The following is a 15541-nucleotide window of genomic DNA, read 5'->3' as shown; positions in this document are numbered from 1 at the left end:
CGCTGCGCCAGATAACGGGCAAAATCGAGGGTGCGACGATGAGGCCCCCAGATTCTGATGGATATTGTTATTGACCTGCTTCAGGTCAAGCATCACCCGATTGCTGACTTCCGGCAACTCATCAATCACCACATCATCGCGGCGCTTAATGCCGTCAGTATCATGGCAGGTGTGATCCTGATTCACTGAGATGAATGCGTAAAGGTGCGGGTGAAGACGTCCTGCTGTTGGTTGGTCAATGAATTAAAGCGCACCGATTAGCTGGAAACACGGACAGTCAGCTGGGGATATTTTTTCCATCGCTTGCCGCAGTATCTCGCGGTTTGTGGCATTGGTATTGGTATTGGTATTGAGATGTTGTGCACCTCAGTGCACGCCTCATGGTGAAAATAGCCATCCATCAATCCGCCTGGGTTGGTTTTACGCACATCATCGTTTTTCCCAGCGCGTGTGGCACAATGTAGTCAACGGTTTTTTCGTCGCTTATCAACGCCATCCTGTTCAGCAACTTTTGCCGCTTAATAATGATAATAAAAAGGTAACCGCCACAACGGTTACCTTTGCTTTAGCTGGTGTTGCCCCAGCGCTACGGGTTCAATATAACGTGCTGGTGTATCTTATGCCCATTTTGTACGGCATTATTTCCAGTGACGGCGTTTGGCGGACTGGAGTTTTTCATAAGCAGCCAGCAGTGCCTGATGAGCCGGGAATGCTTTCAGGTCGTCGTCCACGCTCTGCAAACCATAGAATGGTGCTTCGCCAGCAATAGCAGCCGATGCGGCATCTACTGCGCTCTGACCATACATGCGGACAAAAGCAACATAGTACTGCTGCGGATCGCGTCCTTCTTCCTGGCTAAGCAGCAGCAGCGTTTGCAGGCAGCGATAGTAGTTTGCACGCTCTGCGCTGAAGATCGACTGGTTAAACTCCATCGTCCACTCGGTCCAAATCAGCGCCTGTTGCAGGTCTCCACCTGCCAGAGCCAGCATGGCCTTGAGTTCCCCAATGCGCAGTGTATACCAGCCATTGTCTTTACCAGTTGCCAGGCCCAGTAGCTCACGCACGCGCGTGAAGTCGTCGTGGCCATCATCGTCAAGCTGCTGCAACAGTGACAGATAGTCTGGCTTATCCCAGCTGCTGTCTGGCAGGCTGAGTAGCGTATCGCGCAGATAAGCCCCCATGCTGTTATTGGCCAGCAGCAGGTCTTCTGCCGGGTAGATATCGGACATGCCCGGAACGATAATGCGGCAAGCATAGACATCCAGGTGTTCGTAATCTGCAATATAAACTTCACGATCTTCTGATTTGAAAATCGCCATCAGCGTAGCGAACTCTTCTTCAGTAGTCCCTTTAAAGCTCCAGTCCGCGAAAGCGTAATCCGCTTCATCTTTGAACATATCCCAGGAAATCAGACCGCTGGAGTCGATGAAATGCGTTTCAAGGTTGGCATGTTCCGCGACCTCCTCGTCGTCAAAGGTTGGCGGAGTAAAGACGTCCAGATCCTTCAACCCGCGCCCTTGTAACAGTTCGGTGACCGTACGCTCAAGCGCTACGCCAAAGTCTGGATGCGCGCCGAATGATGCAAAACAGGTGCCGTTCGCGGGATTGAATAACACCACGCAGATAACCGGGTACTTACCGCCCAGTGAGGCATCGTAAGAGAAGATGGGGAAACCTTCCGCTTCAAGGGTAGCAATGGCTTCCAGCACGCCAGGATAGCGATTCAGCACTGCCTGTGGGATGGCCGGCAGGCTGAGAGATTCAGCGATAATGCGGTTCTTGATATGACGTTCGAATACTTCTGAAAGACCCTGTACCCGAGCTTCGTTAACGGTATTACCCGCCGACATACCGTTCGACACATACAGGTTGCCGATGATATTCATCGGAATATAAACGGTTTGCTGATCCGACTGGCGGGTAAACGGCAGCGCGCAAATACCCCGTGCCGCATTACCGGATTGCAGATCGACCAGATCGCTGGCGCTAACTTCATCTTCCGGGTCGTAGAACTGACGCAGACGTGCATCGAGAATGCCCTCAGGCAAGCTATCGTCGTCCGCTAGTGGGAACCACTTTTCGTCAGGATAATGAACAAAATCGCTGTTGGCGACCTGTTGACCCAGCCAGAAGTCGGCAAAGAAATAGTTGGTGGATAGACGTTCAAAATATTCACCCAGTGCAGAGGCCAGCGCAGCTTTTTTGCTGGCACCTTTACCATTGGTGAAGCACAGCGGACAGTCGCGATCGCGAATATGGACTGACCAGACGTTTGGAACCGGGTTCAGCCAGGAAGCCTCTTCAATGTTGAAGCCCAGATCCTGCAATTTTTGCTGGAAGCGTGATATTGAGACTTCCAGCGCGGCGTCTTTGCCTGGGATAAAAGTTTGAGTCATTTTGCCCACTCGTTATTGATTGTGCGGAAAGCGCGCAATGATACGGGGTTTCCGCTGTAATCGCTATCCGACGAAGTTAATTTCATGGCGGGAAGAGTGTCATATTTTGGTGAAAAGGGAAGAAGGCTGTTTGACATCAGGAAAGCACCTCACAAAATATCGTTTATTGTTGCATTTGCCCTATAGGTTCTTGCAGCATGCCTCGTAAAGCGCAATGATTCAGCGCATAACCTATTGCGGCAGCAGGGTTGTAATGATAAAACCGATAAAAGAACACAACCGATTTTTCTTAATAATGGTGAGGGTAAATGAGTCAGATCTATAACTTTAGCTCCGGCCCGGCAATGCTGCCGGCAGAAGTGCTTCGTCGTGCTGAGCAGGAACTGTGCAACTGGCAGGGTTTAGGAATCTCGGTGATGGAGATCAGCCACCGCAGTAAGGAATTTATTCAGGTCGCTGAAGAGGCAGAACAAGATTTTCGCGATCTGCTTAAAATCCCCTCCAACTACAAAGTTTTATTCTGCCACGGCGGGGCGCGTGGGCAGTTCGCAGCGGTGCCGCAAAACCTGCTGGGTCAGAACAGCAAAGCGGATTACGTTGATGGCGGTTACTGGGCGACCAGCGCAATAAAAGAGGCGCAAAAATTTTGTACACCTAACGTCATTGATGCAAAAACCACGCTAAATGGCCTGCGTGCAATTACGCCGATGAAGAGTTGGGCGCTGTCAGACGATGCTGCATACGTCCATTTCTGCCCGAACGAAACCATTGATGGTATCGCTATCCATGAAACCCCTGATTTTGGCGACAAGGTTGTCGTTGCCGATCTCTCTTCAACCATTATGTCGACGCCTGTCGATGTGAGCCGATATGGCGTGCTGTACGCCGGTGCACAAAAAAATATCGGCCCGGCTGGCTTAACGCTGGTCGTGGTGCGTGAAGATCTGCTGGGCCAGGCGCGCAAAGAGTTACCTTCCATCCTTGACTATAAAGTGTTAGCTGAAAGCGATTCAATGTTTAACACCCCGCCGACATTTGCCTGGTATCTGTCTGGCTTGGTGTTTAAATGGCTGAAAGAGCAGGGGGGCGTTAGCGAGCTGGATAAACGCAATCAGGCTAAAGCAGACCTGCTATATGGCACTATCGATAACAGCGATCTCTACCGCAACGATGTATCTGCCGCCAACCGTTCGCGCATGAATGTGCCATTCCAGCTGGCGGATGCCGCGCTGGATAAACTTTTCCTTGAAGAGTCTTTGGCTGCCGGATTACACGCCCTAAAAGGTCATCGGGTGGTCGGTGGAATGCGTGCTTCAATCTACAATGCTATGCCGTTGTCCGGGGTGAAAACGTTGACTGACTTTATGGTCGACTTCGAGCGTCGTCGCGGCTAAGGTACGCCGAAAGTCGCTGTATGGTTAAATATGAAACCTCGCATTAGGGCGGGGTTTCATTGCAATTATTTTGGAGAATACGTTTCACATGCAGGATTCCCTGACGTTACAACCTATCGCCCTTGTAGACGGCACCGTTAACCTTCCAGGTTCTAAGAGCGTGTCGAACCGAGCTTTATTGCTGGCTGCGTTGGCAAAGGGCACCACCCGCCTGACTAATCTGCTCGACAGCGACGATGTACGCCATATGCTGGATGCATTGCAGGCGCTCGGCGTGCAGCACACGCTGTCCGCAGGCCGTACCCGCTGTGAAATAACCGGTCAGGGGGGCGCACTTCAGGCCGAGGGGGCGCTTGAACTTTTTCTTGGCAATGCAGGTACGGTGATGCGCCCGTTGGCCGCAGCACTCTGTATTGGCAGTAACGACATTATTCTGACCGGTGAGCCGCGCATGAAAGAGCGCCCGATAGGCCATCTGGTAGACGCTTTGCGCCAGGGCGGTGCTGACGTCGAGTATCTTGAGCAGGATGATTACCCACCGCTGCGTATCAAGGGGGGGTTTAACGGCGGAGAAGTCACGGTGGACGGTAGCGTTTCCAGCCAGTTTTTGACCGCGTTACTGATGGCGGCGCCGCTGGCGCAAAATGATAGCCAGATTATTATCAAAGGCGATCTGGTTTCTAAACCTTATATCGATATTACGCTGAAGCTAATGGCTACCTTCGGCGTGGTGGTGGATAATAACGATTACCATACCTTCCGCATTCGCGGGCAGCAGCAGTATCAGGCAACGAGTGAGTATCTGGTAGAAGGTGATGCTTCTTCAGCGTCATATTTCCTGGCAGCCGCAGCAATCAGAGGCGGTACGGTCAGGGTGACAGGGATTGGTCGTAACAGCATGCAGGGCGATATTCGTTTTGCCGACGTGCTGGAAAAAATGGGGGCCAGCGTGGAATGGGGTGATGATTATATAGCCTGCACGCGTGGCGAACTGAGAGCGATTGATTTGGATATGAATCACATCCCCGATGCTGCCATGACTATTGCCACCACCGCGCTGTTTGCGCAAGGTACCACGGTAATGCGTAATATTTACAACTGGCGTGTGAAAGAGACCGATCGTCTGGCGGCGATGGCGACAGAGCTACGCAAAGTTGGCGCGGAAGTTGAAGAAGGGCATGATTACATTCGGATTACCCCACCAGCAAAAATTGCCTGCGCGCAAATTGGTACCTATAACGATCACCGTATGGCCATGTGTTTCTCGCTGGTGGCACTTTCATCGACCCCGGTGACCATCCTTGATCCAAAGTGTACCGCCAAAACCTTCCCTGATTATTTTGAACAGTTAGCCCGCATCAGCCAGCTGGCATAGGTCACGGCGCTGCCGTGAGCTGGCTTGGCGCTTAATGCTAACGCGCGGTCGCAGCGGTTGCAGCTTGGGTTATGCAAGGTATAATGCGCGTCGATATTTCCCAGGGCGCCTGCTGCCTGGGCATCCCACCGAAAGGAGAACGACATGACGGCAATAGCCCCCGTGATCACTATTGATGGCCCAAGTGGTGCAGGGAAAGGGACATTGTGTAAAGCAATGGCCGATGCACTGCAGTGGCACCTGTTGGATTCCGGCGCAATTTATCGCGTGCTGGCTCTGGCTGCGCTGCACCACCAGGTGGATATCAGCTCCGAAGAGGCTCTGGTCCCGATTGCCGCTCATCTTGACGTGCGTTTTGTTTCTCATAACGGTGAGATAGAAGTCATTCTTGAAGGGGAAGATGTTTCTACTGAGATCCGTAGCCAGGATGTCAGTAATACGGCTTCCAAAGTGGCCGCCTTTCCCCGGGTACGCGAAGCGCTGTTGCGCCGCCAGCGCGCTTTTCGTGAGCTACCGGGGCTGATCGCCGACGGTCGCGATATGGGGACCGTGGTATTTACCGATGCACCGGTAAAAATATTCCTTGATGCCAGCTCCGAAGAGCGTGCCAGCCGCCGTATGCTGCAGTTGCAGGAAAAAGGCTTTAGTGTTAACTTTGAGCGCCTTTTATCTGAGATAAAAGGGCGAGATGAGCGCGATCGCAATCGTGCAATCGCACCGCTGGTGCCTGCAGCTGACGCCTTAGTACTTGATTCGACTACCATGTCGATTGATCAGGTGATTAAAATTGCGCTTAAATATGCGCGAGAGAAACTCGCACTGGCGTAATTTTAAGCTATGCTTGTTGCTATTATCGTAAGCCTCAACTCGCGGAATGATTTAAATAACCCTGTGATATGGACTTCATGGGGCATGTGAAACAACCCCACCCGTCAGGATGTCAGGTGGACGTTAAATTGAAGAATCCTGAAGATTATCAATATGACTGAATCTTTTGCTCAACTATTTGAAGAATCCTTAAAAACAATCGAAACCCGCCCGGGTTCCATCGTTCGTGGCGTTGTTGTCTCTATCGACAAAGACGTTGTTCTGGTTGATGCGGGTCTGAAATCTGAGTCTGCAATTCCTGCAGAGCAGTTCAAGAACGCAGCCGGCGAACTGGAAATTCAGGTTGGCGACGAAGTTGACGTTGCCCTTGATGCAGTAGAAGACGGCTTCGGTGAAACCCTGCTGTCCCGTGAGAAAGCTAAACGTCACGAAGCTTGGATCACGCTGGAGAAAGCTTACGAAGACGCTGAAACTGTTACCGGTGTTATCAACGGCAAGGTTAAAGGCGGCTTCACAGTTGAGCTGAACGGCATCCGTGCATTCCTGCCAGGTTCACTGGTAGACGTGCGTCCAGTGCGCGATACGCTGCACCTGGAAGGCAAAGAGCTTGAGTTCAAAGTCATCAAGCTGGATCAGAAACGTAACAACGTTGTAGTTTCACGTCGTGCGGTAATCGAATCTGAAAACAGCGCAGAGCGCGATCAGCTGCTGGAAAACCTGCAGGAAGGCATGGAAGTTAAAGGTATCGTTAAGAACCTGACTGACTACGGTGCATTCGTTGATCTGGGCGGCGTTGACGGCCTGCTGCACATTACCGATATGGCCTGGAAGCGCGTTAAGCATCCAAGCGAAATCGTCAATGTTGGCGACGAAATCACGGTTAAAGTGCTGAAGTTTGACCGCGAGCGTACTCGTGTGTCCCTGGGTCTGAAGCAGCTGGGTGAAGATCCATGGGTTGCTATCGCTAAACGTTACCCTGAAGGCACCAAGCTGACTGGCCGTGTGACCAACCTGACCGACTACGGCTGCTTCGTTGAAATCGAAGAAGGCGTTGAAGGCCTGGTGCACGTTTCAGAAATGGACTGGACCAACAAAAACATCCACCCATCCAAAGTTGTTAACGTGGGTGATGTTGTTGAAGTGATGGTTCTGGACATCGATGAAGAGCGTCGTCGTATCTCCCTGGGTCTGAAGCAGTGCAAATCTAACCCATGGCAGCAGTTTGCAGAAACCCACAACAAGGGCGACCGCGTTGAAGGTAAAATCAAGTCAATCACTGACTTCGGTATCTTCATCGGCCTGGACGGCGGCATCGACGGCCTGGTTCACCTGTCTGACATCTCCTGGAACGCTACCGGAGAAGAAGCGGTTCGTGAATATAAGAAAGGCGACGAAATCGCAGCTGTGGTTCTGCAGGTTGACGCAGAGCGCGAGCGTATCTCTCTGGGCGTTAAGCAGCTGGCAGAAGATCCGTTCAACAACTACATCTCTCTGAACAAGAAAGGTGCAATTGTTAACGGTAAAGTGACTGCAGTTGACGCTAAAGGTGCTACAGTTGAATTAGCTGACGGCGTTGAAGGCTACCTGCGTGCTTCTGAAGCATCGCTGGATCGCGTAGAAGACGCAACTCTGGTTCTGAATGTTGGCGACGATGTTGAAGCTAAATTCACCGGCGTTGACCGTAAAAACCGCGTTGTCAGCCTGTCTGTTCGTGCAAAAGACCAGGCCGACGAGAAAGAAGCCATCAACACTGTTAACACCAAACAGGAAGAAGGCAACTTCTCTAGCGCTATGGCTGAAGCGTTCAAAGCAGCTAAAGGCGAGTAATCGTTTAAGGGCAGCTTCAGCTGCCCTGCTATCGTCGTTAACTGTCATAACTATTCCTGTCAGGGATTAACCGGAGGTTTTATGACCAAGTCAGAACTGATTGAAAGGCTTGCAGGCCAGCAATCTCATATTCAGGCGAAAGTCGTTGAGGATGCGGTAAAAGAGATGCTGGAGCACATGGCAACAACGTTGTCAGAGGGTGAACGCATCGAAGTCCGGGGATTTGGCAGCTTCTCTTTGCACTATCGAGCACCTCGTACCGGTCGTAACCCAAAAACGGGTGACAAAGTGGAGTTGGAAGGTAAATACGTTCCGCACTTCAAGCCTGGAAAAGAGCTGCGCGATCGCGCCAATATTTACGGCGGCTGATAAGCGATAAATTGCTAAAACGACACTTCGGTGTCGTTTTTTTTNGCCGTGGCCGAAACGACTCCCTGCCGCATCATTCTTGCAACTTGCTGCAACAGTGCAAACTGTTTGCGCGTTGCTATCCACATCTGTTGTTCTCTGGCTGCATGCCCCGCGAAGTCAAGGCACACTTAGCCGGTCTTGAACAGGGGGGAGCATGTCGCTGACGATTAACCACATAGTATGGAGCGTGATTGTTGCAACGCTGCCGCTGAATTTTCTACCCCATCTGCCGGGATATGGTGTATCGATCTTCATTCTGCTGCTCGCTGCTGGTCTGGCGCTATGCCCGTGGCGGCTGACAAAATTTCCGGCGCTGATACTGGTTGTGTTTGTTTGGGCAGTATCAGCCGGGCAGTCTGCACTGCTACAGATTGAGGAGTTGACCCGGGCACCGATTGAAGCCGGGGTGCAGATTGAAAACGTACAGCCGGACGGCAAACGACTAAAAATACGTATAACAAACTATCGGGGCAGGGTGCTTTTCCCTCCCGTTTACGCCAGCATAACGTTACCGCCACAAGATATCGCTTTTTGCTCCGGTCAGCGCTGGCGGATGCAGCTGATGCTCAGGCCGGTGCATGCGCAGCTCAATGAAGGTGGATTCGATCGTCAACGTTTTGCCCTGGCTACCCACACGCCGCTAACCGGCAAAGTGAAAAGCGCAGAGATCGTTGCGGCAGAGTGTAGCTGGCGTGACCGCCTGATTGACTCTGCGCAAAAAAACTATGCGAATCTGCCGTGGCAAGGATTGATCTCCGCGCTGGCTTTTGGCGAGCGGGCGCAGGTCAGCCGCGAAATTAACCGGTTGCTGCGTGAAACCGGTACAGCGCACCTGATGGCAATTTCAGGGATGCATATTGCCCTTGCCGCCAGCCTGGGCTGGCTGCTGATGCGCGGCATACAGTTTGCTCTCCCCGTAAGATATATAGGCTATCGATTACCGCTGTTTTGCAGCCTGTTGGTGGCTTTGATCTACTGCTGGCTTTCAGGCGGAAATGCGCCGGCTCTGCGTGCCATGCTGGCCTTGCTGGCATGGAGTATTTTGCGGCTGCGTGGTATCTCCTGCCAGGCCTGGCAGGTATGGATCCTGTGCATTGCCCTGATACTGTTCTTTGACCCGCTCAGCCTGCTGTCAGACAGCCTGTGGCTGTCAGCCCTTGCGGTAGCAGGTCTGCTGCTTTGGTATCATAGTTTTCCGCTACCCGCGCGTTTCTGTCAGCGCTGGCGCTGGTTCCTGCTACGTTTACTGCATCTTCAGGCCGGGATGTTATTACTTATGATGCCTCTACAGGCAGTGTTGTTTCATGGGATCAGCCTGAGCGCTTTGGTCGCTAACCTGTGGGCGGTGCCGCTGATTTCTCTGGTGACCGTACCGCTGATCCTCTTGGCATTAATGTGCAATGCGCTGCCGTGGATTTCTCCTCTGTTATGGCAATGCGTTGATCGGTCACTGGCACTGGTGTTTATGCCGTTACAGAGTTTGCCGCGTGGCTGGTTTCCGCTGGACCATGCGCTTAGCGCTGCCAGTCTGCTGTGCTGGCTGGCATTAATATGCCTGCGCTTCGGCTGGTGGCGCACTTCAATGGCCAGCATCGCGAGCACGGCTCTTTTGATATGTAGCTGGCGTTCGCTGTTTCCCGCTGCGGAATGGCGGGTAGATATGCTGGATGTGGGGCACGGGCTGGCGGTGGTGATTTCCCGTCAGGGAGAAGCCACACTCTATGATACCGGTCATCGCTGGCCTGGCGGCGATGCTGCCCAAAGCCAGATCCTTCCCTGGCTTGCCTGGCAGGGGATCCGCGTCACTGATATTATTATCAGTCATGCTCATCTTGACCATATCGGTGGGCTGGCCAGCGTCAAGGCCGTATTTCCCCAAGCCAGCGTGCGCAGTGCGCTGGCCCGGCCCGGCCATCTTTCCTGCCGAAAGGGGGATAAATGGCGCTGGCAGGGGTTAGATTTTCGCGTGCTCTGGCCGCCGCAGAAAGAGAATGGAGAAGGGAATAACCAATCCTGTGTGGTGATGGTCAGCGATAGCAAATGGCGGGTATTACTAACGGGAGATATTGAAGCGGCGGCGGAACTAAAATTGACCGCAGAGCAGCGGTCAGGACTGCATGCAGACCTGCTTCAGGTACCCCATCACGGCAGCCGAACCTCTTCCACTCCTCCTTTTCTGCGCGCCGTCTCGCCAAGTGCAGCCGTGGCTTCTGCTGCGCGTTACAGCGCCTGGCGTTTGCCTGCCAAACAGATTATTCGTCGCTACGGCGAAAATGGCATCGAGTGGCGGGATACAGCGCTTTCAGGCCAGTTAAGCGCACATTTTTTTGCACATCGATGGCAACTTATTGGGCTAAGAGAACAAATAATGAACCGTTGGTATCATCAGTGGTTTGGCGTACCCAGGGATTCCGGCTAGAATAAGCGGCTATTTTCAACTAAAGCTGGTTAAACAATGCATCTGGATAAAGATCTCTCCACCTGGCAGACATTCCGTCGTCTATGGCCAATGATTGTGCCATATAAGACGGGATTGATTGTGGCCGCAGTCGCGCTGATCCTCAATGCGGCAGGCGATACACTTATGCTGTCATTGCTGAAGCCTTTACTTGATGATGGTTTTGGTAAAGCGGATAACTCGGTGCTGTTGTGGATGCCACTTGCCGTTATTGGCCTGATGCTGGTGCGTGGCGTAACCAGTTACGCTTCCAGCTACTGTATCTCCTGGGTTTCTGGCAATGTAGTGATGAAAATGCGCCGCAGCTTATTCAGCCATATGATGGGCATGCCCGTTTCCTTCTTTGACCAGCAGTCCACCGGGACATTGCTGTCACGTATTACGTATGACTCTGAGCAGGTCGCCTCCTCTTCTTCCAGCGCGTTAGTGACCGTGGTACGCGAAGGGGCTTCAATCATCGGCCTGTTTATCATGATGTTTTACTACAGCTGGCAGCTGTCGCTGATTTTGATCGTGCTGGCACCGGTGGTGTCTTTCGCCATTCGCACCGTGTCCAGGCGTTTCCGTAATATCAGTAAGAATATGCAGAACACGATGGGGCAGGTGACGACCAGCGCCGAGCAGATGCTGAAAGGGCACAAAGAAGTGCTGATCTTCGGCGGCCAGAGTATTGAGAGCGAACGCTTCAACCGAGTCAGCAACCGCATGCGTCAGCAGGGAATGAAGCTGGTTTCTGCATCTTCAATCTCCGACCCAATTATCCAGCTAATCGCTTCACTGGCGCTGGCTTTTGTGCTGTTTGCTGCCAGTTATCCGAGCGTAATGTCGACGCTGACAGCCGGTACTATTACCGTGGTGTTCTCATCGATGATCGCTTTGATGCGCCCGTTGAAATCATTAACTAACGTCAATGCCCAGTTCCAGCGCGGTATGGCTGCCTGCCAGACGCTGTTCTCAATTCTCGATAGCGAGCAGGAAGTCGATAGCGGTAAACGCAGCATTGAGCGTGCGAAGGGCGATATCGAGTTCCGCGACGTGACCTTCAGCTACCCCGGGCGCGATTTGCCCGCGCTGAAAAAGATCAATCTGGCAATCCCGAGCGGAAAAACAGTGGCGCTGGTCGGGCGTTCGGGATCCGGTAAGTCAACAATGGCCAGCCTGTTGACGCGCTTTTACGATATTCAGCACGGCAGCATCCTGATGGACGGGCACGATCTGCGTGAGTACACGCTGGCCTCACTGCGTAATCAGGTGGCGTTAGTATCGCAAAATGTGCACCTGTTTAACGATACCGTTGCGAATAACATCGCCTATGCTCGACATGAGCAATACAGCCGGGAAGATATTGAAAAGGCCGCGACGATGGCTCATGCCATGGACTTTATCAGCAAGATGGACGAGGGCCTTGATACGGTGATCGGTGAAAATGGCGTGCTGCTCTCCGGTGGCCAACGCCAGCGCATTGCTATCGCGCGCGCGTTGCTGCGTGACTGCCCGATTTTAATTCTCGATGAAGCCACTTCCGCGCTGGACACCGAATCTGAACGTGCCATTCAGTCGGCGCTGGACGAACTGCAGAAGAATCGTACCTCGCTGGTAATTGCTCACCGCCTTTCCACCATTGAGAAAGCAGATGAAATTGTTGTGGTAGAAGATGGTCAAATCGTGGAACGCGGTACTCATGAAAAGCTTCTGGCTGAACGCGGTGCTTATGCGCAGCTTCATAAGATGCAATTTGGCCAATGATTGAGCGTATCTGGAGCGGGCGCTGTGCGCTTTATCTGCTGCTTATTCCCTTCAGCCTGCTGTACGGCCTGATAAGCAACCTGCTGCACCTCAGCTATCGTTGGGGCTGGCGTAAGGCGTGGCGCGCTCCGGTTCCGGTGGTGGTGGTGGGCAATCTCACTGCCGGAGGCAATGGCAAAACCCCGGTAGTTATCTGGCTGGTGCAGGCTCTGCAGCAGCGTGGATTACGCGTTGGCGTGGTTTCGCGTGGCTACGGAGGCAAGGCAGAGCATTATCCGCTGGTGCTGGGGGAGCACACCACCACCGATGAAGCCGGTGATGAACCGGTACTGATTTATCAGCGCACGGGCGCAATGGTAGCCGTTGCGCCCCGGCGGCGTCAGGCGGCTGAAGCGGTGCTGCGCAGTGCGGCAGTTGATATCATTATCAGCGACGATGGGCTGCAACACTACGCGCTGGCACGCGATATTGAGATCGTGGTGATTGACGGCGAACGACGTTTTGGTAATGGCTGGTGGCTTCCTGCCGGGCCAATGCGTGAACGTGCTGGCCGTCTGCGTAGCGTGACGGCCATCGTCACCAATGGCGGTACAGCGCTGCCTGGTGAAATGGCCATGCAGCTACAGCCGGGTCTGGCAGTGAACCTGAAATCCGGCGAGCGGCGGTCTGCGGCTGAGCTGCATAACGTCGTGGCAATGGCCGGTATCGGCCACCCGCCACGCTTTTTCCACACTCTGCGTCAGCAGGGCGTGACGCCGCTGAAGCAGGTGGCGTTTGCCGACCATCAACACTATAACGCCGATAACCTGCATGCGATTGCTGCCAGCGGGCAAACGCTGCTGATGACGGAAAAAGATGCTGTAAAAGCGCGTGCTTTTGCCGCGCCTAACTGGTGGTATCTGCCGGTAGACGCTTCGCTGCCTGATGCAAAAGCTGAAGCGCTTCTGAACACGATAGCCGCGTTGACAGCGCGCTAATATCCGTCCTCTTCATCATTATCTGACGCGATTGCTGGTCGGTTCCGGCCAGCGATCGCCTTACGCCACGTCTGCCTCCTGCAGCAGCAACGTTGCCTGCCAGCACCGCCAGAAGTCTGTTGCTGACCCGTATGGGGAACTGAATGACCTGCTGCCAATTTTCCAGGGAACTGAGTAACTCCCGGTGCGGCAGCTATGCTATTCTGACGCGATTAAAAACCGGGTTACATAAACGGGTCCCTTACGGAGGAATCATGGATCATCGTCTACTTGAAATCGTCGCTTGTCCGGTCTGTCACGGCAAGCTGGACTACAACAAAGAACAGCAGGAACTTGTCTGTAAACCAGACGGTCTGGCTTACCCGGTGCGGGATGGTATTCCCGTGTTACTGGAAGTGGAAGCGCGTGCGCTGACGCTGGAAGAGAGCCACCCATGAGTTTTGTTGCCATCATTCCTGCCCGTTTCGCTTCTACCCGCCTGCCGGGAAAACCGCTGGTGGATATTCACGGTAAGCCGATGGTGGTGCACGTTATGCAACGTGCGCAGGAATCGGGGGCCGAGCGAGTGATTGTGGCGACGGATCATGCTGATGTGGCGCGTGCGGTGGAGGCAGCCGGTGGCGAAGTCTGTATGACCCGTGTCGATCATCACTCCGGAACTGAGCGTCTGGCAGAAGTGATCGATCGCTATCAATTCCCGGACGACAAGGTGATCGTTAACGTTCAGGGCGATGAGCCGATGATCCCGCCGGTGATTATCCGTCAGGTTGCAGAAAACCTCGCGCAGCGCAGCGTAGGAATGGCAACGCTGGCGGTGCATGTAGACTCTGTGGAAGAAGCGTTTAACCCCAATGCGGTGAAAGTGGTGCGCGATGCCCATGGTAACGCGCTGTACTTTTCCCGCGCCACCATCCCCTGGGATCGCGAGCGCTTTGCCGTATCACATGACAATATTGGCGACCAGTTCCTGCGCCATATTGGTATCTACGGCTACCGCGCCGGTTTTATCCGCCGCTACGTGCGTTGGCAAGCCAGCCCGCTGGAGCAGATCGAGCTGCTGGAACAGTTACGCGTACTGTGGTATGGCGAAAAAATTCACGTTGATGTGGCACAAGCGGTTCCCAGCGCAGGGGTGGATACGGCAGAAGATCTGTCACGCGTTCGCACAGCCATGCAGTAAACCGGTTGCGCACCCGCGTCAGTGGCCGACGACGATCTCAAATTACAAGCAACCACCCACGTTTTATGCTTGCCGCCCGCTCACTGCTGCCGTGGCTCGGCTGAAGGGCTTTCGGGCTGTTTCAGCCGCTGCCATAGTCGCCCAATATTCTCGTAAACTACGCGCTCGCTGTGACCCAGCCAGAATGAAGAGGGGAGCACTCGCTCCCAGAAGTTGAGTGGGGAAGAGATAGCTAACTGATTGGCAGGAGCTGGCCAGGGCTGTAACCCTTCGTACTGGAAAAAGCGTATTGCCCGTGGCAGATGATTCGCCGAGGTCACCAGCGCAAAGGGTTGGTTATGGACGATTTTTGCCACTTCATGCGCTTCCTGCTCGGTATCGCGCGGTTTGTCAAGGATGATAATGGCCGTGGCGGGAACGCCCAGAGATTGGGCCACGCTGGCTGTGAGCGCGGCAGAACTCATCGGATTATGCTGCGCTTTACTTCCGGTAAAAATCAGTTTTGCCTGTGGGTTTGCCCGCCAGATGCGGATACCTTCGGCCAGACGCGGCAGGCTGTTGTTCAACATATTGGAGCTGGGCGCCCATTGCGGGTTCCAGGTATAGCCGCCGCCGAGCACCACGATGTAATCCAGCGGATGCTGATGGTGCCAGGTCGGGTATTGATTTTCCAGCGGTACCAGCAGCCGGTCGGCAACCGGTTGCAGGCTTAGCAGTAGCAAAGTCAACCAGGCAACGGAAATCAGCGTTTTAGCACTTTTCTGCCAGTGGCTAAACCAGAGTAGAAAAAGGCCAAGCGCCATAATCAACAGCAGCATCGGTAGCGGAAGCAGCAGGCCACCAATGATTTTTTTCACGGTAAACAGCATGCAAATGGCCTCTTTTTGTCCGAAAAAACACCACCCAGCCGTTAAGCATCGACTGAAAGGTTCCTTATTTGCCAGTGTAT

General features: G+C 53.5%; 13 protein-coding genes and 1 pseudogene. 11 read left to right on the top strand and 3 right to left on the bottom strand.

Annotated elements, in window-relative coordinates:
- Positions 1-57: 57 nt before the first annotated feature.
- Positions 58-189 carry a hypothetical protein gene (locus EPYR_RS21535; protein ID WP_375546370.1) on the top strand — a complete coding sequence of 44 codons (132 nt, stop codon included), beginning with the start codon at positions 58-60 and terminating at the stop codon, positions 187-189.
- On the opposite strand, the pseudogene EPYR_RS21100 reads toward EPYR_RS21535, so the two are convergent.
- Both EPYR_RS21100 and ycaO read right to left on the bottom strand, forming a co-directional pair.
- Positions 183-443, bottom strand: a pseudogene (locus EPYR_RS21100) (glycine radical domain-containing protein); the annotation flags it as partial. The gene EPYR_RS21535 and the pseudogene EPYR_RS21100 sit on opposite strands and share 7 nt — an antisense overlap.
- 195 nt (positions 444-638) lie before the next feature.
- A complete protein-coding gene (gene ycaO / locus EPYR_RS11425) occupies positions 639-2396 on the bottom strand; it encodes a 30S ribosomal protein S12 methylthiotransferase accessory factor YcaO (RefSeq protein ID WP_012668560.1) in 1758 nt (585 codons plus the stop codon).
- Positions 2397-2704: 308 nt separating this feature from the next.
- Here ycaO and serC point away from each other — a divergent pair, with 308 nt between their 5' ends.
- The 10 genes from serC (at position 2705) to kdsB (ending at position 14592) form a co-directional block, all read left to right on the top strand.
- Positions 2705-3790 (top strand): 3-phosphoserine/phosphohydroxythreonine transaminase, encoded by a 1086-nt coding sequence (gene serC, locus EPYR_RS11420; protein ID WP_012668559.1) that lies wholly within the window; start codon positions 2705-2707, stop codon positions 3788-3790.
- 88 nt (positions 3791-3878) lie between these two features.
- On the top strand, positions 3879-5165 hold the full coding sequence (aroA, locus tag EPYR_RS11415; RefSeq protein ID WP_012668558.1) for a 3-phosphoshikimate 1-carboxyvinyltransferase: 1287 nt from the start codon (positions 3879-3881) through the stop codon (positions 5163-5165).
- A 144-nt stretch (positions 5166-5309) separates the two neighbouring features.
- Positions 5310-5993 (top strand): (d)CMP kinase, encoded by a 684-nt coding sequence (gene cmk / locus EPYR_RS11410; protein ID WP_012668557.1) that lies wholly within the window; start codon positions 5310-5312, stop codon positions 5991-5993.
- A gap of 153 nt (positions 5994-6146) precedes the next feature.
- Positions 6147-7820, top strand: coding sequence for a 30S ribosomal protein S1 (gene rpsA, locus EPYR_RS11405; RefSeq protein WP_012668556.1), 1674 nt, complete (start codon positions 6147-6149; stop codon positions 7818-7820).
- 81 nt (positions 7821-7901) lie between these two features.
- Positions 7902-8189 (top strand): integration host factor subunit beta, encoded by a 288-nt coding sequence (ihfB, locus tag EPYR_RS11400; protein ID WP_012668555.1) that lies wholly within the window; start codon positions 7902-7904, stop codon positions 8187-8189.
- Positions 8190-8385: 196 nt separating this feature from the next.
- On the top strand, positions 8386-10650 hold the full coding sequence (locus EPYR_RS11395; RefSeq protein WP_012668554.1) for a ComEC family protein: 2265 nt from the start codon (positions 8386-8388) through the stop codon (positions 10648-10650).
- A 36-nt stretch (positions 10651-10686) separates the two neighbouring features.
- Positions 10687-12435 carry a lipid A ABC transporter ATP-binding protein/permease MsbA gene (gene msbA, locus EPYR_RS11390; RefSeq protein ID WP_012668553.1) on the top strand — a complete coding sequence of 583 codons (1749 nt, stop codon included), beginning with the start codon at positions 10687-10689 and terminating at the stop codon, positions 12433-12435.
- Complete coding sequence (gene lpxK, locus EPYR_RS11385) at positions 12432-13412, top strand: tetraacyldisaccharide 4'-kinase (RefSeq protein WP_012668552.1); 981 nt, start codon at positions 12432-12434, stop codon at positions 13410-13412. The genes msbA and lpxK overlap by 4 nt, the downstream gene beginning before the upstream one ends.
- Positions 13413-13666: 254 nt before the next feature.
- The gene (locus EPYR_RS11380; RefSeq protein ID WP_012668551.1) at positions 13667-13849 is read left to right on the top strand and encodes a Trm112 family protein; all 183 of its coding nucleotides are present in this window, start codon (positions 13667-13669) and stop codon (positions 13847-13849) included.
- Positions 13846-14592, top strand: coding sequence for a 3-deoxy-manno-octulosonate cytidylyltransferase (gene kdsB, locus EPYR_RS11375; protein ID WP_012668550.1), 747 nt, complete (start codon positions 13846-13848; stop codon positions 14590-14592). Before EPYR_RS11380 ends, kdsB begins: the two co-directional genes overlap by 4 nt.
- 80 nt (positions 14593-14672) lie before the next feature.
- On the opposite strand, the gene elyC is transcribed toward kdsB, so the two are convergent.
- Positions 14673-15461 (bottom strand): envelope biogenesis factor ElyC, encoded by a 789-nt coding sequence (gene elyC, locus EPYR_RS11370; protein WP_012668549.1) that lies wholly within the window; start codon positions 15459-15461, stop codon positions 14673-14675.
- Between the last annotated feature and the right edge of the window lie 80 nt (positions 15462-15541).

The organism is Erwinia pyrifoliae DSM 12163 (assembly GCF_000026985.1).
Classification (GTDB): domain Bacteria; phylum Pseudomonadota; class Gammaproteobacteria; order Enterobacterales; family Enterobacteriaceae; genus Erwinia; species Erwinia pyrifoliae.
Note: the sequence above shows the minus strand (reverse complement) of the source record. Positions and strands in the feature narration are given on the sequence as shown.

Coding starts and splice junctions, on each gene's coding strand:
- EPYR_RS21535 (WP_375546370.1), top strand. CDS start 58: ATGGATATTGTTATTGACCTGCTTCAGGTCAAGCATCACCCGATTGCT.
- ycaO (WP_012668560.1), bottom strand. CDS start 2,396: ATGACTCAAACTTTTATCCCAGGCAAAGACGCCGCGCTGGAAGTCTCA.
- serC (WP_012668559.1), top strand. CDS start 2,705: ATGAGTCAGATCTATAACTTTAGCTCCGGCCCGGCAATGCTGCCGGCA.
- aroA (WP_012668558.1), top strand. CDS start 3,879: ATGCAGGATTCCCTGACGTTACAACCTATCGCCCTTGTAGACGGCACC.
- cmk (WP_012668557.1), top strand. CDS start 5,310: ATGACGGCAATAGCCCCCGTGATCACTATTGATGGCCCAAGTGGTGCA.
- rpsA (WP_012668556.1), top strand. CDS start 6,147: ATGACTGAATCTTTTGCTCAACTATTTGAAGAATCCTTAAAAACAATC.
- ihfB (WP_012668555.1), top strand. CDS start 7,902: ATGACCAAGTCAGAACTGATTGAAAGGCTTGCAGGCCAGCAATCTCAT.
- EPYR_RS11395 (WP_012668554.1), top strand. CDS start 8,386: ATGTCGCTGACGATTAACCACATAGTATGGAGCGTGATTGTTGCAACG.
- msbA (WP_012668553.1), top strand. CDS start 10,687: ATGCATCTGGATAAAGATCTCTCCACCTGGCAGACATTCCGTCGTCTA.
- lpxK (WP_012668552.1), top strand. CDS start 12,432: ATGATTGAGCGTATCTGGAGCGGGCGCTGTGCGCTTTATCTGCTGCTT.
- EPYR_RS11380 (WP_012668551.1), top strand. CDS start 13,667: ATGGATCATCGTCTACTTGAAATCGTCGCTTGTCCGGTCTGTCACGGC.
- kdsB (WP_012668550.1), top strand. CDS start 13,846: ATGAGTTTTGTTGCCATCATTCCTGCCCGTTTCGCTTCTACCCGCCTG.
- elyC (WP_012668549.1), bottom strand. CDS start 15,461: ATGCTGTTTACCGTGAAAAAAATCATTGGTGGCCTGCTGCTTCCGCTA.